This window comes from Bounagaea algeriensis, assembly GCF_054491375.1.
In genome coordinates, this window is record NZ_CM137102.1 from 3885043 (window position 1) to 3909190 (window position 24148).

A 24148-nucleotide genomic window follows, 5' to 3' on the forward strand; every position below is an offset into this window, starting at 1 on the left:
AAGCGTCGGGGGATTGCGGAAAACAACTCACCGACCGGCGCCGCGCGGTTCGGAGCGCGCGGCGCGGCACCGGCGCCTGCGGTTCACGCGCTGGCGCTGCGGCGCCGGTCGACGATCTTGGCGACCGCGTCGGTGGTCAACTGCATGGCGAAGGCCAAGCCCCCCAGCACCACGACCGAGCTGTAGAGGATCCGGTCGTCGTAACCCTGGTAGCCGTCCTGGATCGCGGTCGCCCCCAGACCACCGCCGCCGATCACACCGGCCATGGCGGCGTAGCCGATCAGTGCCACGGCGGTGACGCCCACCGCGCCGACCAGCGCGGCCCGGGCCTCGCCGAGCAGCACCGTCCACACGATGCGCAGCCGGCTCGCCCCGGTCGTCACCGCCGCCTCCACCACGGTGAAGTTCACTTCGCGCAGCGCGTTCTGCGTCAACCGCGCGAAGAACGGTACGGCACCGATCGTCAACGGCACGATCACCGCCGTACTGCCGATCGACGTGCCGATCAGCACTCGCGTGAACGCCGCCAGCACGACCAGCAGCACCACGAACGGCACCGAGCGGACCACATCGACGATCACGCCGACGACCCTGTACAACGTCGGCCGCGGGTTCAGCCCGACCGGCGAAGTCATGTGCAGCAGCACGCCGAGCGGTAGCCCGCCGAGCACTGCCAGCAGGGTCGCTACCAGCACCATGTACAGGGTTTCGACCGTCGCCGGGCCGAGGAGTTCGAGAACCTCGGCCCAGGGGGTCACATCAGTCACGCGGCAACTCCGTCAACACTCACTGGGCTGCGACGCACGTGCGCGTCGCGCTCGACCATCCACTTCAGGGCGGACTCGGACCGTTCACCGCTGATCCCGACCCGGAACTTCGCCACCGGGGTGTCTCCCAGGCGGGTCAGTCCGCCACCGAGGATGTCCAATCCCACGTCGAACCGGCTCGAGGCCTCCGGCAGCAGCGCCCCCACCGCGGCGAACCCGACCAGCACCACCTCGGCAACGACGTCGTGCCGCCCGCCGACCGCGCCGAAGTGGTCGGCCTGGTCGGTCTCCGGCAGCAACGTCGTGCCGATCCGACTGCCCGGTTCGGTGACGAGGTCGAGCACCCTGCCGTCCTCGACCACGCTGCCCTGCTCGAGCACGGCGACGTCATCGGCGACGCGGCGCACCACCGCCATGTCGTGGGTGACCACGAGCACGGTGACGCCCAGTTCGGACCGGACGCGGTCGAGCACGGTCAGCACCGAGTCGGTCGTGCCCGGGTCCAATGCGGACGTCGGCTCGTCAGCCAGCAGCACCGACGGCTTCGCCGCCAGCGCGCGGGCGATCGCGACCCGCTGCCGCTGCCCGCCGGAGAGCTGGTCCGGGTAGACCGAGGCCTTGTCCGACAGGCCCACGAGGTCGAGCAGTTCGGCGACGCGGCTGCGCCGCTGCGACGCGTCCACCTTGGCCGCCTCCAGCGGCAGGGCGACGTTGCCGGCCGCGGTCCGCTGCCGCAGCAGCGAATCCCCTTGCGGCACAACGCCGATCTGCCGACGAGCGGCGCGCAGGTCGCGTCCCTGCAACGCCAGCAGGTCGGTCCCGTCGATGCGGATGGCGCCGCTTTCGGGGCGTTCCAGCAGCGCGAGGCACCGAGCGAGCGTGGACTTGCCCGCGCCGCTGGAGCCCACCACGCCGCAGATGCTGCCCGCAGGCACCTCGAGCGACACGTTGTCCAGGGCACGCACGGTCTCCCCGTTGTGCGGGAAGGTCTTCGTCAGGTTCTCAACGGTGATCACGATCGGCTCCAGATCAGCTCGCACCGGCCCCGGGCACACGGGTGCCCGGGACTGGAGTGGGAAGGAGGACGGCTGGGGGATCACATCCCAGTTGGACAAGCGGTCGTGGTGCGCCGTCCGTGATCGATGACGCGCCGTTGCGTCAGCAGCCTCCGGGAGGGGACGCAACGCTGCGAACGGTCCACAGCGTCGAGCCCGACGAGCAGGGACCCGCCGGTCGAACCGGCCCAGCTGGCAGGAAGGAAAATGGACACCACAACTCCATCGGTCCCGGCGTTAGCACCTGCCCGTGCGGGTGGTTGCTGCGGCGTCGTCGAGCCAGGTCTCTCGGCCGCTCAGGATGGGTTCTTCGCGATTTCCCGAATAGTAGACCCTACTGGCACGCCCGGGCGCAAGCTGTTATGGCCCACGTAACGGAATCGGATCAGGGCTTGCGCTGCTGCGCGTTCGAGTGCTCACGGTGCGCGCACGGACGGCTTCAGCCGCGGAGGCACTCCACCACGCGCGCGAAATCCCCCACGCGCAGCCGCTCCCCGCGAGCGGCCGGGTCGATGCCCGCCGCCCGCAGCAACTCCTCGGCGCGCCCGGCCGAACCGGCCCACGACGACAGGGCCGCGCGCAGCGTTTTCCGACGCTGCGCGAATGCCTGGTCGACCAGGCGGAAGACCTCCTCGCGCGGCGCCTGCGACGGCGGATCGACGCGTTCGAACGCCACCAGCCCGGAACCCACGTTCGGCATCGGCCAGAACACGCCGCGCGGAACCGAACCGGCGCGCCGCACCTCGGCGAACCACGCGGCTTTCACGCTCGGCACGCCGTAGTCGCGCCCGCCCGGGCTGGCGGCGAGCCGTTCGGCGACCTCGGCCTGCACCATCACCAGCCCGGTGCGCACGCTCGGCAGTTCCGCGAGCAGGTGCAGCACCACCGGCACGGCCACGTTGTACGGGAGGTTCGCCACCAGCGCGGTCGGCTCCTCCGGGAAGTCCGCGGCGCGCACGCGCAACGCGTCCGCCTGCACGGTGCGCAGGCGGTCGCTCGCCGCCGGTGCGTGCTCGGCGACCGTGCGCGGCAGCCGCTGCGCCAGCACCGCGTCGACCTCGACCACCGTGACCGCGCGGACCTCCTCCAGCAGTCCCAGGGTGAGCGACCCCAGACCCGGCCCCACTTCGAGCACCACGTCCTCTGCGCCCACGTCGGCGGCGGAGACGATGCGCCGCACCGTGTTGGCATCGTGCACGAAGTTCTGCCCGAGCTTCTTGGTCGGACGGATCCCGAGCTCGGCGGCCAGCCGGCGCACGTCGGCCGGGCCGAGCAGCGTCACCTGCTGGTCCACTCGCACCAATGTACCGGGCGGGGCGGAGGCGATCGGACGTGTCCGCGCCCCGCCGGGGCCGGGAAACCTCCGCCCGGACCGCCCGTCAGCCCGAAGCCGCGACCTTTCCGGATCGAGGCCGCGCTCGCGGGCCGAAAGCAGCGCCGCCGCGCCGGTGCGGGACCGGCGCGGCGGCGCGAACGCGGGTCAGCCCAGGCCGAGCTGGCTCGAGCAGGACGGCCAGGCGCCGTAGCCGCCGCGCGAATCCCGCACCTTCTCGGCGACGGAGATCTGCTGCTCGCGGCTGGCCTGGTGCGGGTACTCGGCGTACTGGTCACCGCCGTAGGAGCTCCAGGTGGACTTGTCGAACTGCAACCCGCCGTAGTAGCCGTTGCCGGTGTCGGCCTGCCAGTTGCCGCCGGCCTCGCACTGCACGAGCTTGTCCCACACGCCGCTGTTCGGCGGTTCCTTGCCGCCGACGCGGACCACGCGGGGCTGGGGCTGCTGGACGACCTTCTCCTTGATGGTCTCCCGGCCGACCTCGTCACCGTTGCGCTCGGTCACGCGGGTGACCAGGATCTTCTCGCCGGCCTTGCCCGGGTTCTCGACCTGCTCCTCGCCCTTGAGCATGGAGTCGTCGACGATCTCCTTCACCGGCGGCTCGACCGGCTGGCGCACGTTGATCACCGAGCTGCTGGTGCGGTCGATGCGCACCTCGGTGCCATCGGTGATCTTCTGCTCGCCGCCGGGCGTGATTTCGTCCTGCGGCCCCAGGTCGAAGTTCTGCTCGCGGACCAGGTCCTCGACGGTCACCGCGTGCGTGCTGACCGGACGCGGCTCGCCGGAACCGTCGACGACCGTGATGTCCTTGCTGGTCTGCACGTTGACGTTCATGCCGTCGCGCGGAACGGCCCGGTTCAGGTCGGCGGAGACCTGCGCGTCCTGCGGGGACACGCCCATCTGCCGCAGCGCCTGGCCGACGGTGACCGAGCGGACCCATTCCTCGCGCTGCTCACCGTCCACGGTCACCTTCATCAGGCGGCCGCGGTCGAGCGTGATGGTGTCGCCGTGGTTGACCTCGGCCTGCGGGGACGGGCTCAGCGCGTCGTGCGGCCCGACGTTGATGCCCTCCTCCTCGAGGACCTCGCCGACCGTCGAGTCGTAGGTGTTGACGGACAGCTCCTTGCCGTCCACGTCGAGCGTCACGGACTTGTCCATCGCCGCGGCGGCACCGCCGCCACCGGTCAGCGACAGCACGACCGCGGCCACCGCGCCCTTGACGAAGCGCCGCTTCCAGGTGGTGAGCGCTTGTTCGCCCTCCTCCTGGTCGGTTTCCGGCTGCGCCTGCGGCTGCGCCCGGGTCCGCGCGGGCTCGTCCGGGATCACCGGCAGCGGCACCGCGGGCAGCACCGTGGTTTCGGCGTTGATCAGCCGGATGATCTCGTCCACGTCGACGTCGGCCGTGGCCAGCAGGTCGTCGGCGTCCGGGCCGAGGGCCTCGTAGACGTCCTGCGGGGTGATGTCCAGGGTGCCCGGCGGGATGCTCGGGTAATCATCGGACGGGAAGTCGCGGAGCGCGCGCTCCATCGTGTCCGGGAAGCTCCCGATCGCGGGGATGTCCTGCGTGGACAGCACCGAGTCCGGGGTTGCCGAGTCCGGGGTTTCGGCGGTGCGCGGGCGATCCAGCACGCCCACGGCGCCGTGCCGCGCCGCGGGCCGGGACTGCGCCTCGCTCGGGTCGATCCAGGTCCGCTCCGCGCTGCGCGGCGCCTGCCACGCGGCGGTGTCCCCGATCGTTCCCGCCAACCGGCTGGTCTGCCACTGGTCGGCACCATCGGCGCCGCGACCGTGCCGGCCGCCGCGCGGAATCGTGTTCATCGGTATCCCGGGTGCCGTCCGGTCGGCACCACTGCGCGCGGGATTGCCGGGGTCGTCGCTATCGTTCACCGGGTCGCTACCTCCCGAAGGCGCAAAAGCCGTGCTCGCAGGACACGACGGGCTGCGCTCACCCCGATGAGGTGCACGCCGCCACTCCTGCCCCGATCCGACACGGCCTTTCGTGCTTCGCTGTGTACTCGACTCCCCTAGCCGAGCGCCGTTCCAGCCAATCCGATGGATCGACTCCCCGACGTGCACCGGCGGCGACTAGCGGATACCCGTCCCACGGCAGGTGTTGACGTGGGTTATGGCGCCGAGACTCTAGCGTGATCTCCACTGCCGAACCAAGGCACCAACATCGCGATGTGACTCGTATTACCCAACTTCGCCGCCTCGATCGTCACGCGCGGTGACATTTCGCCCGGAAAGTGCTCGCGATCGCCACCCGTTCGGCGGTATCCCTGATGCCGGGCGGGCGATGCGCGCGCGGACGCGCCACGAACATCCAACGCGAACGAAATTCGCTGGTAACGACCGCGGAATACGTCGCGAACGCCGTCACGTCATCGCGGCAGCCCCAACTTCCGGGAGCAGGCGGGCCACGCCCCGTAGCCGCCGCGGTCGGCGCGAACCGCTTCACCGACTGAAATCTGCTGCTCCCGCGTCGCGTTGTGGGCGTATCCGGCGAAACGGTCACCGTTGTAGGCGCGCCACGTGCTCGCGTCGAACTGCAGCCCGCCGTAGTAGCCGTTGCCGGTGTTGGCCTGCCAGTTGCCGCCGGCCTCGCACTCGGCGAGCCGGTCCCACACGGCGCTGCGCTGCTCCGCAGCCCTCTCGGCGGCAGCGGTCCCCCCGGCGGCGCCGGGGTTCGCCTGCGCGCCCAGCGCCGGGCCGACCGCACCGGCGCAGAGCGCGAACACCGCCGCCAGCGCGGTGCGCCCGGACGCGCGCACCGCGCGGCCGCGGGACTCGGGGAAAGCAGGGTTCTGCGAGGCGGTGTTCTGCGAGGCGGTGTTCCGGGAGGCGGTGTTCCGGGAGGGACCGGCCGCATCGCCGTCGTTGCGCATGTCCGTCCTGACTCTCGCGGGGTCCGGGCAGAGGCCGCGGCAACCACGGCCCGCCGCGCTCAGCACGAGCAGCGGGGGCGGTGTCCGCTTCGGGCTCCTCATCCGGCTTCCACTTCGGACGGTACGAAGTGCGCAGTCACCCGCAAGCCGGACGGTGAAACCGCGCTCTTAGCACGGCACGCGGCGAGGTCAGCAACAGGGGTCAGGACACGGGATCGAGCGAAAACGTCCGCTCGGCAGTGCGCGTGGTCGCCACTGTGAGTTCCTCCAGCGGCTGAGCGCGCAGTTCGGCGAGGTCCCGAAGGGTGTAATTCACGCAGTACGGCTCGTTCGGACGCCCGCGGTAGGGATGCGGCGCCAGGAACGGCGCGTCGGTCTCCACCAGCATCTGCTCCGCCGGCGCGATCTCCGCCGCCGCGCGCACCCCCTTGGCGTTGCGGAACGTCGCCGTGCCCGCGAACGACAGCACGTAGCCCGCGTCCAGGCACCGCCGGGCGACCTCGGCATCACCCGAAAAGCAGTGGAACACCACGGTTTCCGGAGCGCCTTCGTCGTCGAGGATGCGCAGGATGTCCTCGTGCGCCTCGCGGTCGTGGATCATCAGCGGCTTGCCGCAGCGCTTGGCGAGGTCGATGTGCCAGCGGAAGGCGTCCTGCTGCGCACCGGGCGAGGCGTAGTCCCAGTAGTAGTCCAGCCCCGTCTCCCCGACCGCGACGACCCGCGGGTGCTCGACGAGCTCGGTGAGCACCGCGCGGTCTTGCGCATCGAACTTCTCGGTGCGCGTCGGGTGCAGCGCGACGGCGGCGACGACGCGCTCGTCCCACTCGGCCGCGCGCACCGTCCACTGTGCCGACTCGATGTCGTCGGCGACCGTCACCAGCCGGCCCACGCCGGCCCGCTCGGCGCGGTCGGCCGCCGCGCGCACCCCCTCCGGCGTCGTCGCGCCGATGGCGTCCAGGTGGGTGTGCGCGTCCACCGCCGCCGCCGGTAACGACTCGGGCACCGGCGGCAGCTCCCGCTTGCTGCTCATCGTCCCTCCACATCAGCGGTGGTGCGCGAACACCACCGTCCACGCGCGACGGAGGCACCACCGCCGGTCCACGACCGGGCGGGGTGCCTCCGCGAACGCGTCGATCACTCCGCCGAGCGTCACTCGGGGATCGGCGCCCACTCCGGCCCGGTCTCGGCCAGCTGCGGGTCGACCTTGCCGAACAGGGGCTTCGGCTTGCTCAGCGGGCGCCCCACCGGCACTTCCTGCGGCTGCCAACTCGCCTGCTCGGCCGCGTACTCGCCCATGATCACCGGGTACTGCGAGCCGTCAGCGGAGTCGGATACCTCGTGCAGCTCCGGCTGGGCCGACCACACGCCGGTCCCGCCGAGCAGTTCGTGCACCTTCTGCGCCGAGTGCGGCAGGAACGGCGTCAGCAGCGCGTTCGCGTCCGCAACCACCTGCAACGCGGTGTGCAGCACCGAGTCGCGGCGGTCCGGGTCGTCGCCGAGCTTCCACGGCTCCTGGTCGGACAGGTACTTGTTCGCCGCGCTGACCACGCGCATCGCCTCCTGCGCGGCGTTCTTGAACCGCGAGCCGCGCAGGTTCGCGCCCACGGCGTCGAAGGCCTCGCGGGACTGCCGGCGCAGCTGCTCGTCCTCCTCGCGCGGAGCGTTCGGCGCGGGCACGCCGCCGTTGTTCTTCGCCGCCAGCGAGATCGCCCGGTTGACCAGGTTGCCCCACTCGTTGGCCAGCTCGAAGTTCGTCCGGCGGACGAACTCGTCCCAGGTGAAGTCGGTGTCCTGGTTCTCGGGGCCGGCCACGGAGATGAAGTACCGCAGCGCGTCCGGCCCGAACTCGCGGAGGAAGTCGCGCACGTAGATGACCGTTCCCCGCGAAGTGGAGAACTTCGAGCCGCTCATCGTGAGGAACTCGCTGGAGACGATCTCGTCCGGCAGCTTCAGCTCGCCGTACGGGCCGGTCTGGCCGCCCTTGTCGCCCTGGCCGTTGTGGCCCATGAGCAGCGCCGGCCAGATCTGGGCGTGGAAGGTGATGTTGTCCTTGCCCATGAAGTAGTAGGCCTGCGCGGACGGGTCGGTCCACCACGGCTGCCACGCATCGGGCTGGCCGATGCGCTGGGCCCACTCGACGCTGGCGGAGAAGTAGCCGATCACCGCGTCGAACCAGACGTACAGCCGCTTCATCGACTGCTCCCGCCAGCCCTCCAGCGGAATCGGCACGCCCCAGTCGAGATCGCGGCTGATCGCCCGGGGGCGCATGTCCTCGACGAGGTTGCGCACGAACCGCAGCACGTTCGGCCGCCAGTCGGTGCGCGTGGACAGCCACTTGCCGAGCGACTCGGTGAACGCGGGCAGATCCAGGAACAGGTGCTCGGTCTCCTGGAACGCGGGGCGCTCGCCGTTGATCCGCGACACCGGGTTGATCAGGTCGGCCGCGTCGAGCTGGTTGCCGCAGTTGTCGCACTGGTCGCCGCGCGCGCCGTCGGACCCGCACAGCGGGCAGGTGCCCTCGATGTAGCGGTCCGGCAGCGTCCGGCCGGTCGAGGGGCTGATCGCCCCGGTGGTCGTCTTCGGCTGGATGTAACCGTTGCGGTACATCGCCTTGAAGATCTCCTGCACGACGGCGTAGTGGTTGCTCGTCGTGGTGCGGGTGAACAGGTCGTAGGACAGCCCCAGGCCCTGCAGGTCCTCGGTGATGACGCGGTTGTACTTGTCGGCGACCTCCCGCGGGCTCAGGCCCTCCTTCTCGGCCTGCACCAGGATCGGCGTCCCGTGCTCGTCCGTGCCGGACACCATGAGCACCCGATTGCCCGCCATTCGCTGGTACCGCGTGAACACGTCCGACGGCACACCGAAACCCGAAATGTGGCCGATGTGCCGCGGACCATTGGCATAGGGCCACGCCACGGCAGTCAACACGGAGGCACTCATGTTTCCAGCCTACGGCGCACCGCCGGAACCACTCGAACCGCCCGTCCCGCGCCACCGGGGCACCCGCGGGGGACGGCGGAGAACATTTCTCGAGAAACGTCGGCGACGTTTCTCGAGAAATGTTCCTCACGTCACTCGAGCGAGGGTGACGCGCGGCGGCTCCGCTGCCCGTCGAGAGGCCTCTCAGCCGACCAGGTCGGCGCGGAACAGGTCCACGTTGTACGGGCCCCACTGGGTGAGCGTGAAGTACAGCACCGGGCGGTCCCGCGGCGAGGGGTACTGGAAGCCGCCGTACAGCGCCGGGTAGTCCAACCCGGCCACCGCGACCTCGCCAGCGCTCCACGGCCCCGTCAGCTCCGGCGCGCTGCGCACCACGATCGCCGCGCGGTGCTCGTCCAGGTGCGTGGCCAACCACAGCCCCAGGTAGGCGTGGAACCCGACCGAGACCTCCCCGACCGGCGCGGGCAGCAGCGCCGCCGCGGCGTACGGGTCCGCACCCCAACCATCGCCGGTCCAGTACCGGTAGGCGCGCGCCTGCAGCAGCTCCTCCGCCGGCACCGCGGCCAGGTGCGCTGCGCCGAACCGCCCGCTGGGCGTGCCGAGCAGGTAGAGCCAACCGTCCACGACTCCGGCGAAACCGACCATCTGGAACGGGTGCCCGCCCTGGTCCCGGCGACGCAGCCGGGCGAGCGTCCGCTGCTTGCGGTTCGGCCACACGGCCGTGCGCGACTTCGTCCACGTCCAACCGCCGTCCGCGGAGAAGGCCAGACCGCTGTAGTTCGTGTGCCACACGCCGGGCACGCCCCAGCGCCGGACCGACATGTAGTGCAGGTACGTCCGACCGTCGACGGAGATGCCGGAGGTCGGGATGACCGTCGCCTCGCGCGCCTCCCCGTCCGGTGCCAGCACCTGCTCGGCAACGCCGTCCCCGCGGGGCAGCATCCAGTCCAGCCGCAACCCCGCCTCCGAGTCGCCCGCCTCCGGGTCGGTGGTGCTGCTGTGGGCGAGCACGTTGCAGCGCCAGTCGGCCGTGCGCGGCCCCGCCCCGTAACCGCCCCAGCCGTGGCCGTAGGTGTCGCCGAACGCGATGAGCACTCCGCCGTCGGCGCAGCGCCAGGGAATGCCGAGGTCCGTGGCGGTGACCCCGAAGCGGCTCGCGGTGCGGTTCCGCGAGTCCTCACCGGTCACCCGCCCGATCCGGACGCTGCCGAGCACGCGCACCATGGCTTCCACGGTAGACCGGCGAGCGCGGCGGTGCCCCGCATCGAGGACGAGGGCACTGCATCGAGGGCACCCGCGTCGGGGGGCATCGGCGCACAGCAGCCGAACGCGAGCCAGATCACCCCGCCACCTGCGGCGGAGGCGATGGAGCGCACCCGGCATACTCGGCGGAATGCAGTTGTACACGCGGCCGCTGGACGCCGACGCCCACCCCTCGGCGGTGCTGCGGGCGCTCGTCGCCCGCGCCCGGCGCCGCCACCTGCCCGGGCCGGCCGCGCTGACCGGCGAGTGGTTCGGCTCGAGCGCGGTGCTGGCCCCCTCCGTGGCGATCACCCCGAGCGATTCCGAGTTCGGCCCGCTCGACACGAGCGACCCGCCGGTCTCCGGCGACCGGCCGGGCGCGGTCGGCGGCGGGTGGATCGGCTACCTCGGCTACCCCGACCGCCACGCCCAGCCGCGGCGCCTGCCGCGCACCGCGTGGGGCTGGGCCGACCACGTGCTGCGCCGCGACCGCGACGGCCAGTGGTGGTTCGAATCCCTGGGCAGCGAACCACCGAACGCGGAGCTCAGCGCCGAGCTCGGCGCGCTCGTGCGCACCGCGGCCGAACCGGCGCCGGCGCGGTGGAGCGGCCCGAGCGGTCGGACCGGAACCGCCGCGCACCCGGACGGCGAGCAGCACCGCAAGGCGGTGCGGCGCTGCGTCGCCGAGATCGCCGCCGGGGAGATCTTCCAGGCCAACATCTGCTGCCGGTTCGGCGTGCGTTCCGACGCCGAACCGTGGGAGGTCTTCGCGCACGGCAGCGCCCGGTTCGGCCCGGCCCGCGCGGCGTACCTGTCCGGCCCGTGGGGCGCGGTCGCGTCCCTGTCACCCGAGCTGTTCCTGCGCCGCACCGGGCGCGAGGTCCGCTCGCGGCCGATCAAGGGCACGCTGCCGCGCCGCGGACCCGCCGACGACGCCAACGCGGAAGCGCTGCGCAGCTCGGTCAAGGACACCGCCGAGAACGTGATGATCGTGGACATGGCGCGCAACGACCTCGGCCGCGTCGCCGAGACCGGCACGGTCACCGTGCCGCGGCTGCTCGAGGTGGAGCCGCATCCGGGCGTGTGGCACCTCGTCTCCGAGGTGCGCGCCGAGGTCCCCGCCGATCTCCCCCACGGGCGGCTGCTGCGCGCGACGTTCCCGCCCGCTTCGGTGACCGGCGCGCCGAAGCCCCGCGCGGTGCAGCTCATCGAGGAGCTGGAGGCGCAGCCGCGCGGCCTCTACTGCGGCGCGATCGGCATGGCCTCCCCCGCGGCCGGCATGGAGCTCAACGTCGCCATCCGCACGCTGGAGCACCGGGCCGGGGTGTACGAGTTCGGCGTGGGCGGCGGCATCACCGCCGACTCCGATCCGGACGCCGAGTGGCGCGAGAGCCTCACCAAGGCCGCGCCCCAGCTGGCCGTGCTCGGCGCCGACGAGGGCGGGTGACCGGCAGCTGGGGCATCGCCGAGCACGCCCGCGCTCCGGGTGCTCACCTCGAGCAGCCGCTGGCGGCCCGGGTCAGCCCGAAGCACGGCGGCGCAGGCCCGGTGCGGGCGTTCCGCACCCCCGCGCACGTTCGCGCCGTCACTCCTGCTCGCGGGCGGACAGCACCGCGTCGTAGAGCTCCTTCTTGCGGAGGCCGGAGAGCTCGGCCACCTCGGCGACCGCGTCCTTGAGCCGCACGCCGGCGGCCGCACGCTGTTCCACCTGCGGCACGAGCGAACCCGGATCGCTCGGCGCCGCCTCGGCACCACCGAGCACCACGGTGATCTCCCCGCGCACGCCCGCGGCGGCCCAGTCGGCGAGCTCGGCCAACGTGCCCCGCCGAACCTCCTCGTAGGTCTTGGTCAGCTCCCGGCACACCGCCGCCGGCCGAGCCCCGCCCAGCACATCCACCGCGTCGGCCAGCGCGTCGGCCAGTCGGTGCGGGGCCTCGAAGAACACCGCCGTGCGCCGTTCGGTGCGCAGCACGTCGAACCACCGCCGCCGCTCGCCCGACTTGCGCGGCGGGAAACCCTCGAAGCAGAACCGGTCCGACGGCAGTCCGGACAGCGCCAGCGCCGTGGTCACCGCCGACGGCCCGGGCAGGCAGGTCACCGCGAGGCCTTCGGCCGCGCACGCCGTGACCAGGCGGTAGCCCGGGTCGGACACGCTGGGCATGCCCGCGTCGGTGACGAGCAGCACGGTGCTGCCCTCGCGCAGGTGCGCCAGCAGCGCGTCCGTCCGGGAGGCCTCGACCGCGTCGTAGTAGCTGACGACCCGTCCCGCGGGCACCGCGTCGACGCTGGACGCGAGGGCGCGCACCCGGCGCGTGTCCTCGGCGGCGACGACGTCTGCGGTGCGCAGCGCTTCGCGCAGGCGCGGCGAGGCGTCCCGCGCGTCCCCCAGCGGGGTCGCCGCGAGCAGCAGGGTTCCAGCAGCGTCAGAGGCCGACATCGCCCTCGAGGTTAGACGGCGCGCGGCCGACCGGGCGGGGCGAGGTGGCCGTGCACCCGCGTCGCCGGCACGCCCTACGATCCCGGGTGTGAGCGTCCTCGTGCCCGAATCCGCCGGCCGTTGCGACGAGCTGGTCCCCGCCGGGCGAACTCCGCCGCCCCGACCTCCCGGGCAGCGCGATCCGCGTGGACCGCTGCGCGTGGCCATGCCCACCGACCGCCTCCGCGGGTGGATCGTCACGCTGGTGCTGGGCGTGCTCGGCGGGCTGGTGCGGCTGTGGAACCTGGGCCACCCCACCGACGACGGCACTCCGATCTTCGACGAGAAGCACTACGTGCCGCAGGCGTGGCAGATGCTGCGCAACGGCGGTTACGAGGACAACCCGGGCTACGAGCTGGTCGCGCACCCGCCGGTTGGCAAGCAGCTCATCGCCGTCGGCGAGTGGCTGCTCGGCTACAACCCGTGGGGCTGGCGGATCATGGCGGCACTGGCCGGGACGCTGATGATCGTGCTGATCGTCCGCATCGGCCGCAGGCTGACCCGCTCGACGTTGCTCGGGGCGATCGCCGGGATCCTGCTGATCTGCGACGGGCTCAGCCACGTGCAGTCGCGGGTGGGCATGCTCGACGTCTTCCAGGCGTTGTTCGTGCTCGCCGCCTTCGGCTGCCTGCTGGTCGACCGCGACCAGGTCCGCCGGCGGCTGCACCGCGTCGTCGAGGAAGGCCGCGTGACCGCCTCCGACTGGGGGCCGCGGCTCGGTGTCCGCTGGTGGCGGCTGGCCGCCGGGGTTTCGGTGGGCCTGGCCTGCGGGGTGAAGTGGAACGGCATCTACTGGGTGGCCGCGTTCGGGCTGCTGTCGGTGATCTGGGACGCCCTGGCGCGGCGCACCGCCGGGGTGCGCCGACCGTGGGCGGGTGCGCTGCTGCGGGACACCCCCGCCGCGCTGTGGGCGCTGCTCGTGCTGCCCATCGTGGTGTACTTCGGCACGTGGGCCGGCTGGTACGCCAGCGAGACGGGCACGGACCGGCACGCGGTCGAGCTCGACCAGGTCGGCCTCGGCTTCCTGCCGGACATGTTCCGATCGCTGCTGTACTACCACTCCAACGTGCTCCAGTTCCACACCGGGCTGACCTCTTCGCACCCGTGGGAGTCGAAACCGTGGTCGTGGCCGATGGGGCTGCGGCCGATGGCTTACTCGATCGACGACACCGCCCGGGGCTGCGGCCGCCCGGAGTGCGTCGAAGCGACGATGCTGCTGGGCACGCCTGCCCTGTGGTGGGTGGCGCTGCCCGTGGCGGGCTGGGCGCTCTGGCGCGTGGCGACCCGCTTCGACTGGCGGTACGCGGCGGTGCTCGTCGCCTACGGCGCCGGGTACCTCCCCTGGTTCAGCAACCTCGACCGCACCATGTACTACTTCTACGCCACGCCGCTGGCGCCGCTGCTGGTGCTGGGGATCACGCTGGTGCTCGGGGAAGTGCTCGGCGGGGTCGGCGACTCCGAGGAGCGCCGGCGAACGGGCCTGCTGGCGGTGTCGCTGTACGTCGGGCTGGTCGTGGCGAACTTCCTGTGGCTGTGGCCGATCCTCAACGCCGTGCCCATCACCCAGGGGCACTGGGACGCGGAGCTGTGGCTGCCCTCCTGGCGGTGACCGGGTACCTGGCTGCCCTCCTGGCGCAGCCGCGGCGTTGAAAGCGGTCGTAGACTCCGCTGCATGGCCCACGCCCCGGACGAACCGCTGCCCGAGGTCGCGGCGAGCGAATCCGCCCTGCACCGTTTCCTGCACGGCCTGCCCGCCGTCGACGCGGTGGGGCTGCACCAGCGCGCGGACGAGCTCGCCGGTCGTGCGCTCAAGGACGAGGCCAAGGACCGGGCCATCGACACGGCCATCGGCATGCTCGACCTGACCACGTTGGAAGGCGCCGACACGCCCGAGGTGGTGCGGCGGCTCTGCGGCCGGGCGCAGCACCCGGAGCCGTACGCCGCGGCGCCACCGGTGGCCGCGGTGTGCGTCTACCCCGACCTGGCCGAGACGGCCGTCACCGCCACCCGGGAAAGCCCCGTGCGGGTCGCCTCGGTCGCCACGGCGTTCCCGTCCGGCCGCGCCTCGCGGGAGGTCAAGCTCGCCGACGTGCGCCAGGCGGTCGAGGCCGGTGCCGACGAGGTCGACATGGTGCTCGACCGGGCGGCGTTGTTGGCCGGGCGCTACGGCCGGGTGCACGAGGAGATCCGCGCGGTCAAGCAGGCCTGCGGCGGCGCGCACCTGAAGGTGATCCTGGAGACCGGTGAGCTCGGCACGTACGACGCGGTGCGCCGCGCGTGCTGGCTGGCCCTGCTGGCGGGGGCGGACTTCGTGAAGACCTCCACCGGCAAGATCGCACCGGCGGCCACCCTGCCGGTCACGCACGTGCTGCTGCAGGCGGTCCGCGACTGGCACGCGACCACCGGCCGCCGGTGCGGGGTGAAACCGGCCGGCGGGATCCGCAGCACGAAGGACGCGTTGCGCTACCTGGTCGCCGTGCGGGAGGTCGCCGGAGCGGAGTGGCTCACTCCGGAGCTGTTCCGGTTCGGCGCGTCGAGCCTGCTGGATGATCTGCTGTTGCAGCGGCGCACCCGTGCGGGACGCGAGCGGGTGCGGTCGCACTACGGCACGAAGAGCGACGTGGCGGTGGAGTGAATGACGGAGATCCCCTGGGAGTACGCCCCGGCGCCGGAGTCGGCGGCAGCGGCGGGGCCGGCCCCGCACTACCGGCCGTTCTTCGCCGGCGAGTTCCGCGACGGCCGCGGGCCCGTGCACCCGGCGCGGAACCCGGCCACGGAGGAAGTGTTCACCGAAGTAGCCACCGCCACCTCCGAGGACGCCGCCGAGGCGGTCGAGGCCGCGCGCACCGCGTTCGCGGAGTGGGCGGACATGCCGGGTGAGCGGCGCGCCAAGCACCTGTTCCGCCTCGCGCGGCTGCTGCAGGAACGCGCGCGGGAACTGGCCGTGCTGGAAACGTTGGACACCGGGCGGCCGGTGACCCGCACGCGGGAGGGCGATCTGCCGAGCGCGGCCGCGTGGCTGTTCCACTACGCCGGTTGGGCCGACAAGCTGGAGTTCGTCGGTTTCGGGGCGCGGCCGCGCCCGCTGGGCGTCGTCGCGCAGCTGCTGTCCGCCGACGCGCCGCTGGTCTCGCTGGTGCGCGCGGCGGCGCCCGCGTTGGCCTGCGGCAACACCGTGGTGGTCAAACCTTCGGCGCACGCTCCGCTGAGCGCGCTGGTCTTCGCCGAGGTGTGCCGGCAGGCCGGGCTGCCCGCGGGGGTGGTCAACGTGCTGCCCGGTGATGCCGGGCTCGGCGCGGCGCTGGCCAGTTCCGCGGTGGATCAGCTGTTCCTGTCCGGTTCGGCGTCCGCCGCGGCGGCGGTGCGCGGCGCGGCCGGTGCGCTGCCGGTGCGGGCGGACACGACCGGCCCCGGCGCGCACGTGGTCTTCGATGATGCGGCGCTCGACCAGGCCGTCGACGGTGTGCTGCGGGGGTGCGGGGAGTCCGGGCCGGTCGGATCCCGGGTGTTCGTGCAGGAACCGCTGGCGGAAAGCTTCACCGAGCACCTGCGGGCCCGGTTGGGCGTGGTGCGCGTCGGCGACCCGCTGGACCGCAACACCGAAGTCGGCCCGCTCGTGACCGAGCGGCGGCAGGTGCGGTTCACCGCGCTGGTGGACGAGGCGGTGGCCGCGGGCGCGCGGGCGCACGCGGCCGCGGTGGAACTGCCGGAACGCGGGTGGTTCGTCCGGCCGACCGTGTGCACCGGGCTCGATGGCACGGTGCCGGTCGCGCGGGAGGCACCGGGCGGGCCCATGCTGGCGGTTCGCACGTTCCGCACGCCCCAGGAGGCGCAGAAGGCCGTGGCGGGCAGTGCGGCCTCCGGTGCCGGCACCGCTGTCTGGACGGAGAAGGGTTCGCGCGCCCTGTGGGCCGCGGAGCAGATGCCAGGCGAGGTGACCTGGGCGAACACCACTCACCGATCCGATCCTGCCGCCGCGGCCGGCAGCACCGGTGGACGTGCCGGTTTGGAGGCCTACCTCGATGTCTGATCCCCGGGAGCGACTCACCGTGGCCAAGACGTACAAGCTCGCGATCGGTGGGCGGTTCCCGCGTTCCGAGTCCGGCCGGGTGTACCCGGTGCACTCCGCCGACGGGGTGTTCCGCGCGAACGCGGCCCGGGCTTCCCGCAAGGACGTGCGCGACGCGGTCGCCGCGGCGGTGCGAGCCGCGGACGGTTGGGCGGCGACGAGCCCGCACAACCGGGGGCAGGTGCTCTACCGGGTGGCCGAGATGCTCGAGTCCCGCCGCGCCGAGTTCACCGCCCTGCTCGACGCCTCCGGCGCCGATCCGTCCACTTCGGACTCCTCGGCCGTCGTGGACCTGGCGGTGGACCGACTGGTCTGGTACGCGGGGTGGACGGACAAGATCGGGACCGTGCTGGGCGCGCCCAATCCCGTTGCGGGGCCGTTCCTGTCGGTGAGCACGCCGCGCCCGCTCGGCGTGGTCGGCGTCGTCTGCCCCGCCGCGTCACCGCTGCTGGCCGCGATCAGCCTGCTCGCCCCGGCGCTGGCGACGGGCAACGCGTGCGTGGTGCTGGCGAGCGAGCCGGACCCGGTCCCGGCGAGCACGCTGGCCGAGGTGCTGGCGACCTCGGACGTCCCGGACGGGCTGGTGAACGTGCTGAGCGGTGCACCGGCGGAGCTGGCGCCGTGGCTGGTGGGGCACGACGACGTGGCGCTCGTGGACGCTCCGGGGGCGGAGGCGGAACTGGCCGCGCAACTGCGGGGCGTCGCGGCCGAGGCCGCCGGGCAGGTGCGCGTCGGGGCCGAACCGGACTTCACCGCCCACCCCGGTCCGGCGCGGCTGCGCGCGTACACGCGCACGACCACCCTGTGGCACCCGGTCGGCACGTGAGCCGCGCAGGAATTCCGCCCCAGCTGCCCCAATCCTCCCAGCTGCCCCGGTTCCGCCCAGCTGTTCCGGCAACCCACCCGGAACGGCAGCATGTGCATCAGCTGATCCGCCAGTCGAGCCTGCCGTCCTCGGTGACGGTCGGGTAGGCGTGCCCGGCGGGCACGCCCTCGTTGAGGGCCCGGTGCACATCGGCGAGCATGCCGTGCACTCCGGACCACTCGGGACGGTGCACCTGCCCGGATTCGTGCTCCCACTCCACGACGCACCCGTGCAGCCGCCCGGGCCGCAGGTCCACGAGCAGCTCGTCGGAGAACCCGTCCCCGGCGATGGGGATCCACGCGGGGTGGAACCCGGTGGTGCACGTCGTACCGGCGCAGGAACCGCCGGTTCCCGGGGCGGCGCGCTTCTCCCGGTGCATCCGCCAGGATTCCAGCGCCTTCGCGGCACCGTAGGGCGTGTAGAACGGCGGCAGCACGTCGGCCAGCACGTCGCCGCCGGTCCCGTCGCAGCACTTCCACCACTCCCGCAGTTGCGCGGGCAGCTCCACGCCGAGCTCGGCTTCCAGCGGGCCGAACACCGGTGGGGACGGCGGGGAGCGCAGCGCGCCCCCGGTCACCGGCGCGCGGTCGGTTAACCAGCGCACAATTCTCGTCCACAGTTCGGTGACGCTCATCGCCGCTCATGATCGCCGCCCGCTGCCCGTCGAGGTACCGCCAAAGGTAGCTCCGGCCGGCGGCGGGTGGCCCAGCGGCGGCGAACCACGGCCGCACGTCCCGCTGCTTCGCGCACGGATCCACCGAACGCCGGATGCGGGGATCGCCCGCCGGCGCGGTGTCGGCGAGCCTCGGCCCGGCGAGCAGCGCGCAGGTATCGACCCCGTAGGCTTCCGCGACGTCTGCTTCGGTGACCGGAGGTGGAAGAGATGGCTCACGACATCGTTCCCATCGAGCTGGGGCTGCCGCAGGGCGACGTCGTCACGCTCTGGGCGCCGCAGTGGCGGGAGGACGGCGAAGAGTGGGAGGCGTTCCTCGGCCACGAGGAGGATCTGTACGTCTTCCCGGACACCGCGCGGCTGGCCGCGTTCACGCGCACCGCGCAGGAGCACGACCTGAACGACCACCCGGCGTGGCACGTGGTGCCGAACCTGTCGGCGACCGACCTGAATCCCGACGAGGACCACCAGTACGACCTGGTGGGCGTGCCGGAGCTGCTGACCGAGCCGCTGGACACGTGGACCGTCAGCGAACTCGCCGGCATCGTGGAGATCGTCCGGTCGCTGGCCGAGGTGTGCGACCTGGACGCGGTGCACGAGGTGCTCGAGGCGGCCCCGGGTTTCGCCGCCCTGCAGCAGGGCCCGATGGCGTTCAACGGACGCGACGGGCAGCGCCGCTGGGAGGAGATCCGCCGCGTCGTGGCGGAGCGCTGGGACGAGCTGCTCGACGCGGTCGACGCCGTGGTGACCACTCCGGAGGTGGACGAGGACGCGGTGGCCACTGCCGAAGCGGAACTCGCCGAGGCGGCGGACGAGACCGAGGAGACCGCCACCGCCGACGCGGAGTCCGATGTGGACGCGACGGCCGAGGAGCGCGAACCCACCTGGTGGAACGAGATCGGCATCGACCCGATCCGCATCGTCACGGCCGAAGCGGAGCACTACACGCTGCGCTGCTACCTCGACGACGAGCCGGTGTTCCTCGGCAGAGACGGGCTCATCGACGTGTTCCGCTCCCCGCGGGCGCTGGCCCGGTTCCTCGCCCACGAGGAGGAAGTCGACGGCACCGACCTCGCCCGCGTGTCCACCTGGCCGCAGGTCACCGAGAAGGCCGTGGCGGGTGAGCTGGAGATCGAGGTCGAACCGGCGAACACCTACGTGCTCAACGGCCTCGACGCCGACCTGGAAGCAGGGCCGTCCGAAGTGGACGCCGCACAGCTCGAGCTGGCCGAGGAGCTGCTCCTCGACGCCGCCGTCTGGACCGGGGACGACGCGGTGTCCGAGGCGCTGAACCCTTCGAACCGCCTCGGCTGGCTCGTGTCGTTCATCCTGGAGCCCACGCCGAACCGGTTGCCGCCGAGCGCGCCGTTCGACGACGAGGTCCGCGTGTGGCGGGACCTCGTGGAGAGGTTCGAGCAGAAGCTCCGCAGCCATTGAACCCTCGACCACCGGCGGGAGACCTCTTTTCGTTCTTTCCGGACGTTTCGGCCGGCGCGGTCCCGGCGGGGCCGATATCGATTCGGGCACGATTCTCCTGCACGGGGAAGAACCGCGACCGCGCTCGGGCGGGGCGGTGGCGTTTCCCCGCGCTGCCACCCCACTCCGGTGCGTGACGGACCCCTCCGCCCTCCGACGGGGCTGGGGCCGCACTGCCTCGGCGACGCTGCGTAGCTCATCTCCGGTCGCAGCGCCCGACGTGACCCGCGGTGCCGGTGCACGCACCCATGGTGCTTTCGCGTGCGCACAAGCCGCGATCACGCTGCGTCGACCGGCGCTCCGAAGGGCGCGGAACCGTTGAATGAAACCTCTTCATATAAAGCGACGCACCTGTACGTGCTGTGACCGGTGCGGGCAGCTCGCCCGCGCGACGCGCGGCGCGACGACCGGGTGATCTTGCCCCGGGGGGCTGCTGATCACCACCCCTTCGAGTAGCTAGGCTTCCGTAGTCCTCAGCTCCCCACGACGAAGGACTCCGGAAGCCGTGACCGAGAACATGTCGTTCGATCGCATGCGCACCATGTTGACGCGTGCGGCTGAAATCCGTGAGAGCGAACAGCAGCAGATCTTCGACGCGCTCGACGAGATCCACGCGAGGCTGACTCCGCTGGAGTCCATGGGCTCGGTGCGCAAGCGGCTGTCCGAGCTGCCGGACCGCACCGAGGTCAGCGTGCTGGCCGAACGTCTCGACGAGACGCTGTCCAAGCTCGAGGGCCAGGACAACGCCCTGTCCGAACTGAAAACCGCGGTCGAGGGCCTGGTCGACAAGCTCGCCACTCCGTTCGCGCAGCTGAACGGACGTCTCGACGGCATGGCCGGGAACATGGACGGCGTGGTCGGGCGCATGGACGGGCTCGAGGACAAGCTCGCGCACATCCACAAGCGGCTCGACGAGCTGGGCGGGCACCTGGACAAGCAGGACAACCGGCTCGAGTCGCTGCCGAGCGCGGTGCAGGACCCGGTGCGCGAGCGCATCGAGTCGCTGGAGACGAATCTGCGCGGCCGGGTCGCCGAGATCGACGAGGGCATCCACGAGCACCTCGACGGAACGCGCGAATCGCTGCAGCGCTCGGTCACCGAAAGCACCGACGGCGTGCGCGCCTCGCTGTCCGAGACGGTTTCCGAGCTGTCCGAGACGGTCTCCGGTAGCCGCGAGCAAATCACCGGCAAGCTCGACGAGCTCGCCGAGCGTCCGGCGGTCGACCCGACCGAGCGGCTGGATTCCCTGGCGGAGCGGCTGGATCAGCTCACCGACCGCCTCAACCAGGTGTCCGGTCGGCTGGACGCCGTGGAGAGCAACGTCCACAGTCGCATCGAGACCGCCGAGCAGGGCGTCAAGTCGGGACTGGACGAGCTCGGCACCTCGGTGAGCCAGAACTTCACGGAGCTCGGCGGCACGGTTTCCTCGCGTCCCGATGCGGAAGCGCTGGACTCCCTGGTGCGGAAGGCCAACGAGGAGAGCGAGCAGCGGCACGCGGGCCAGCTGGACGAGGCCATGGCCACGTTCGCCGAACTCATCCTCGGCGGTGGCGGTCAGATGCCTCAGCAGGGCACGTCCGCTCCCACGGCGCTGCCGCGGCAGAACAACCAGCAGCGGCGGGGGCGTTCCAAGAGCGCCAAGCGCGAGTCCGGGGACAAGGCGCTGCCGGCGGAGAGCAGCGACGACGTCGCCGAGAGCGCCTGAGCAGCGGCGGCCGCACCTGCCGCACTTGGCGGCGGCCGCCGCGATGCCGCGCGCACCGAGGTGATCTCAACAAGGTGGGCGTGTTGAGATCACCTCACACAAGACCGAATCATTCGGGAAGCAACGTAGTCATGCTTCGGTGCTGCTCGCTGGCTCGTACCAGCGGCATCCGCACGCCGGATCCGGGTGCGCTTCGTTTTCCGGGCGGGTCCAGCACACTCCGGTATCGTGCGCCAGCACCGAATGCCCGCACAGGCAGTGCTCTTCGACGGTTTCCTGCTCACGGGCTTCGAGGATCGCCGCGGTCTGCCGCAGCAACAGGGCGAGGTGCCCGCGCCACCGGTCCGGGTCCGGGGTGATGCTGCCGATCTCGCTTGCGAGCGTCCCGGACCCGACGGTCAGGGTGACCGGCCACCGGGCGCTCGCCTCGCTCGTGCTCATTGTGCTTCCTCCTCGGTCGTTGTCGCTGACGCGGGAGGCTCCCCAGTCGGCACACCAACCCGTCCGTTCCCAGCTTGTCGTCACACCCGCCGAGGTTGGTTGTGCGGGAGGAACAATCAGCACGGGAGCTGTTGTTCGTTCCCGCCAAACAGGGGTGACCGGTGCGGGGCTTCCGGCTCGATCGCCCGTTGCCGGCCCACTGGTGTTGTCATGACTGCCGCGTCACCACTGCGCTCAGCCGAGAGCGGTGTGCTGGACCCTTCCCGCGCTGGCTGGAGCGCCCGCGGGGGTGCTGCCGGGCGCAGTGCGACCCGATTCTTCCGCGGAACGGGGGAATTGCTGAAAAGTGTTGCGCAACAACGTGTTTTGCTTGCTTTCGTGCCGCGTGGAGCGCGGCGGAGTCGAGTTCCTCCGCGGAGCGACCTACCGCTCTTCCAATGCGGTGATGTTGGTGGGCCCGCAGGACGCGGCGGAATGGTTCGCAGCCGGTGGGGTTCGGTGCGTCCCGGTCATTCGCCGTCCGGGGTTGGCTTGTTGCGTTCGGGGCAGGAAAGCGGCAACGGTGCTGTGGTGGTCACCGGTCGGTGTTTTCCCGGCCGGTGAGTACTGCCTCGCTGCCGAGGTGGTCCCCTGGTGTGCTGCTGCAGCCGGGCGCGCGCCGCAGCCAGTGGCGGAGCTCCTGCTGCTGCTCGCGCCAGCCGGTCGGGGCTTCGCGAGCACCCGACCGGCCGCGGTCGTCCGCCCTCACGTCGGTTCCCGGGCGAGGATCAGCGGGCCCGGCGCCACCGCCGCCGCGGTGACGTCGATCCCCTCGGAGACGTGCCGGCGCGCCGCGGGCAGGGTCGACGGACGGTTCGTGTGCAGCTCGCACACCGGCTGGCCCTCCTGCACTGCCTCGCCGGGTTTCACCAGGCACCGCACACCGGCGGCGTGATCGACGGCGTCGCCCTGCCGCGCCCGGCCCGCGCCGAGCCGCCAGGCGGCCTCGCCCACAGCGGCCGCGTCCAGACGCGCGAGCGTTCCCGCGCACGGCGCGGTGACCGCCTCGACGTGCTCGGCCTGCGGCAGCGGGGCCGCGGGATCGCCGCCCTGCGCGCGGACGAGGCGTTGCCAACGCTCGTAGGCCTGGCCACCCGCCAGCACGCGTTCCGGGTCCACATCGGTGATTCCGGCGTGCGCGAGCAGTTCCCGAGCGAGGGCGAGGGTGAGTTCGACGAGATCGTGCGATCCCTGCCCGCGCAGCGTCCGCACGGCTTCGGCGACCTCCAGGGCGTTGCCGACATCGGTGCCCAGTGGCCGCGACATGTCGGTGATGAGCGCGCTCGTGGGCAGCCCGTTCTCCCGGCCGAGGGCAATCGCCGCGCGGGCCAGCGCGGTGGCCTGCTCCCGGTCGCGCATGAACGCACCGGAGCCGCATTTCACGTCGAGCACGAGCGCACCGGTGCCCGCGGCGAGCTTCTTGCTCATGATCGAGCTCGCGATGAGCGGCACCGACTCCACGGTGCCGGTGACGTCGCGCAGGGCGTAGAGCGCGCGATCTGCGGGCGCCAGCTGCTCGCTCGCCGCGCACACGACCGCTCCCGGATCGGCCATCCGCGCGCGAACGCCCGCGGTGCACAGCTCCGCGCACCAGCCCGGGATCGCCTCGAGCTTGTCCAGCGTGCCGCCGGTGCCACCGAGCCCGCGGCCGGAGAGCTGCGGCACGGCCACGCCGCACGCGGCCAGCAGCGGGGTGAGCACCAGCGTGGTGGTGTCCCCCACTCCGCCCGTGGAGTGCTTGTCCACAGTGGCGACGTCCAGATCGCTCCAGTCCAGTCGCCGCCCCGAGCCGAGCATCGCCGCGGTCCAGCTCGCCGTCTCGCGCTCTGTCATGCCGCGGAACACCACGGCCATCAGCAGCGCGGCCATCTGCCCCTCGGTGACCCGGCCGTCGAGGTATTCGCGGAGCATCCATGCGATGCGCGCGTCGTCGAGCTCTTCCCCGTCGCGTTTCGCCCGGACGACATCGACGGCGGTGAACTGCTCGGCGCGCGCTGCGGTGTCTCGCTGTTGCACGATCCCGACCTCCTCTTTGCGCTCACCCAATAAAGAGGGCGCGAGGGCCGATTCGATACACCCCGATCGAGTGGTGCAAGTCTTTTAGGTAAGGCAATCCTTGCCGAATTGCGCGGTTGTGGCGGCCGACACGCCCGCGAAACCCAATCCCCGGCGAATTGGTGAG

20 protein-coding genes and 1 riboswitch are annotated in these 24148 nt (G+C 72.1%); of the genes, 7 read left to right on the forward strand and 13 right to left on the reverse strand.

Features of this window, described 5'->3' with window-relative positions; all coding sequences use genetic code 11:
- Positions 1 to 83: 83 nt before the first annotated feature.
- The 8 genes from ACVGV2_RS17625 to ACVGV2_RS17660 form a co-directional block, all read right to left on the reverse strand.
- Entirely contained in the window at positions 84 to 767 is a 684-nt protein-coding gene (locus ACVGV2_RS17625) for a methionine ABC transporter permease (protein ID WP_459163457.1), read from the reverse strand.
- A complete protein-coding gene (locus ACVGV2_RS17630; RefSeq protein WP_459163458.1) occupies positions 764 to 1783 on the reverse strand; it encodes a methionine ABC transporter ATP-binding protein in 1020 nt (339 codons plus the stop codon). Before ACVGV2_RS17630 ends, ACVGV2_RS17625 begins: the two co-directional genes overlap by 4 nt.
- Before the next feature lie 258 nt (positions 1784 to 2041).
- Positions 2042 to 2130: riboswitch (SAM riboswitch) on the reverse strand.
- Positions 2131 to 2261: 131 nt separating this feature from the next.
- Positions 2262 to 3116, reverse strand: a complete 855-nt coding sequence (rsmA, locus tag ACVGV2_RS17635; protein ID WP_459163459.1) for a 16S rRNA (adenine(1518)-N(6)/adenine(1519)-N(6))-dimethyltransferase RsmA — start codon at positions 3114 to 3116, stop codon at positions 2262 to 2264.
- Positions 3117 to 3302: 186 nt separating this feature from the next.
- Positions 3303 to 4682: a transglycosylase family protein gene (locus tag ACVGV2_RS17640; RefSeq protein WP_459166044.1), complete on the reverse strand. Its 1380-nt coding sequence runs from the start codon at positions 4680 to 4682 to the stop codon at positions 3303 to 3305.
- Positions 4683 to 5536: 854 nt separating this feature from the next.
- Entirely contained in the window at positions 5537 to 6040 is a 504-nt protein-coding gene (locus ACVGV2_RS17645) for a transglycosylase family protein (RefSeq protein WP_459163460.1), read from the reverse strand.
- Positions 6041 to 6242: 202 nt separating this feature from the next.
- Positions 6243 to 7070 carry a TatD family hydrolase gene (locus ACVGV2_RS17650; RefSeq protein WP_459163461.1) on the reverse strand — a complete coding sequence of 276 codons (828 nt, stop codon included), beginning with the start codon at positions 7068 to 7070 and terminating at the stop codon, positions 6243 to 6245.
- Positions 7071 to 7189: 119 nt separating this feature from the next.
- The gene (metG, locus tag ACVGV2_RS17655) at positions 7190 to 8980 is read right to left on the reverse strand and encodes a methionine--tRNA ligase (protein ID WP_459163462.1); all 1791 of its coding nucleotides are present in this window, start codon (positions 8978 to 8980) and stop codon (positions 7190 to 7192) included.
- 183 nt (positions 8981 to 9163) lie between these two features.
- Complete coding sequence (locus tag ACVGV2_RS17660; protein WP_459163463.1) at positions 9164 to 10204, reverse strand: DUF4185 domain-containing protein; 1041 nt, start codon at positions 10202 to 10204, stop codon at positions 9164 to 9166.
- 169 nt (positions 10205 to 10373) lie between these two features.
- On the opposite strand from ACVGV2_RS17660, the gene ACVGV2_RS17665 reads away from it, so the two are divergent.
- Positions 10374 to 11669 (forward strand): aminodeoxychorismate synthase component I, encoded by a 1296-nt coding sequence (locus tag ACVGV2_RS17665; protein ID WP_459163464.1) that lies wholly within the window; start codon positions 10374 to 10376, stop codon positions 11667 to 11669.
- A 138-nt stretch (positions 11670 to 11807) separates the two neighbouring features.
- On the opposite strand, the gene rsmI is transcribed toward ACVGV2_RS17665, so the two are convergent.
- Positions 11808 to 12659 carry a 16S rRNA (cytidine(1402)-2'-O)-methyltransferase gene (gene rsmI, locus ACVGV2_RS17670; RefSeq protein ID WP_459163465.1) on the reverse strand — a complete coding sequence of 284 codons (852 nt, stop codon included), beginning with the start codon at positions 12657 to 12659 and terminating at the stop codon, positions 11808 to 11810.
- An 88-nt stretch (positions 12660 to 12747) separates the two neighbouring features.
- Between rsmI and ACVGV2_RS17675 the strand changes: the two genes are divergently transcribed.
- From ACVGV2_RS17675 to ACVGV2_RS17690, 4 genes are all read left to right on the forward strand, one after another.
- A complete protein-coding gene (locus tag ACVGV2_RS17675; RefSeq protein ID WP_459163466.1) occupies positions 12748 to 14307 on the forward strand; it encodes a dolichyl-phosphate-mannose--protein mannosyltransferase in 1560 nt (519 codons plus the stop codon).
- A 63-nt stretch (positions 14308 to 14370) separates the two neighbouring features.
- A complete protein-coding gene (gene deoC / locus ACVGV2_RS17680; RefSeq protein ID WP_459163467.1) occupies positions 14371 to 15333 on the forward strand; it encodes a deoxyribose-phosphate aldolase in 963 nt (320 codons plus the stop codon).
- Positions 15334 to 16728 (forward strand): aldehyde dehydrogenase family protein, encoded by a 1395-nt coding sequence (locus tag ACVGV2_RS17685; protein ID WP_459163468.1) that lies wholly within the window; start codon positions 15334 to 15336, stop codon positions 16726 to 16728.
- Complete coding sequence (locus ACVGV2_RS17690) at positions 16721 to 17593, forward strand: aldehyde dehydrogenase family protein (protein ID WP_459163469.1); 873 nt, start codon at positions 16721 to 16723, stop codon at positions 17591 to 17593. The genes ACVGV2_RS17685 and ACVGV2_RS17690 overlap by 8 nt, the downstream gene beginning before the upstream one ends.
- 97 nt (positions 17594 to 17690) lie before the next feature.
- Here ACVGV2_RS17690 and ACVGV2_RS17695 read toward each other — a convergent pair whose 3' ends face one another.
- Entirely contained in the window at positions 17691 to 18266 is a 576-nt protein-coding gene (locus ACVGV2_RS17695; RefSeq protein WP_459163470.1) for an SMI1/KNR4 family protein, read from the reverse strand.
- 249 nt (positions 18267 to 18515) lie between these two features.
- On the opposite strand from ACVGV2_RS17695, the gene ACVGV2_RS17700 reads away from it, so the two are divergent.
- Positions 18516 to 19742, forward strand: coding sequence for a primosomal protein (locus ACVGV2_RS17700; RefSeq protein ID WP_459163471.1), 1227 nt, complete (start codon positions 18516 to 18518; stop codon positions 19740 to 19742).
- A gap of 544 nt (positions 19743 to 20286) precedes the next feature.
- Positions 20287 to 21486: a hypothetical protein gene (locus tag ACVGV2_RS17705; RefSeq protein WP_459163472.1), complete on the forward strand. Its 1200-nt coding sequence runs from the start codon at positions 20287 to 20289 to the stop codon at positions 21484 to 21486.
- A gap of 129 nt (positions 21487 to 21615) precedes the next feature.
- Here the strand turns inward: ACVGV2_RS17705 and ACVGV2_RS17710 are convergent, their stop codons facing one another.
- The 3 genes from ACVGV2_RS17710 to ACVGV2_RS17720 all read right to left on the reverse strand — a co-directional run bounded on the left by ACVGV2_RS17710 (position 21616) and on the right by ACVGV2_RS17720 (position 23982).
- The gene (locus tag ACVGV2_RS17710; protein ID WP_459163473.1) at positions 21616 to 21927 is read right to left on the reverse strand and encodes a hypothetical protein; all 312 of its coding nucleotides are present in this window, start codon (positions 21925 to 21927) and stop codon (positions 21616 to 21618) included.
- Positions 21928 to 22501: 574 nt separating this feature from the next.
- Positions 22502 to 22675: a hypothetical protein gene (locus tag ACVGV2_RS17715; RefSeq protein WP_459163474.1), complete on the reverse strand. Its 174-nt coding sequence runs from the start codon at positions 22673 to 22675 to the stop codon at positions 22502 to 22504.
- On the reverse strand, positions 22672 to 23982 hold the full coding sequence (locus ACVGV2_RS17720) for a thymidine phosphorylase (protein ID WP_459163475.1): 1311 nt from the start codon (positions 23980 to 23982) through the stop codon (positions 22672 to 22674). The genes ACVGV2_RS17715 and ACVGV2_RS17720 overlap by 4 nt, the downstream gene beginning before the upstream one ends.
- Positions 23983 to 24148 lie beyond the last annotated feature (166 nt).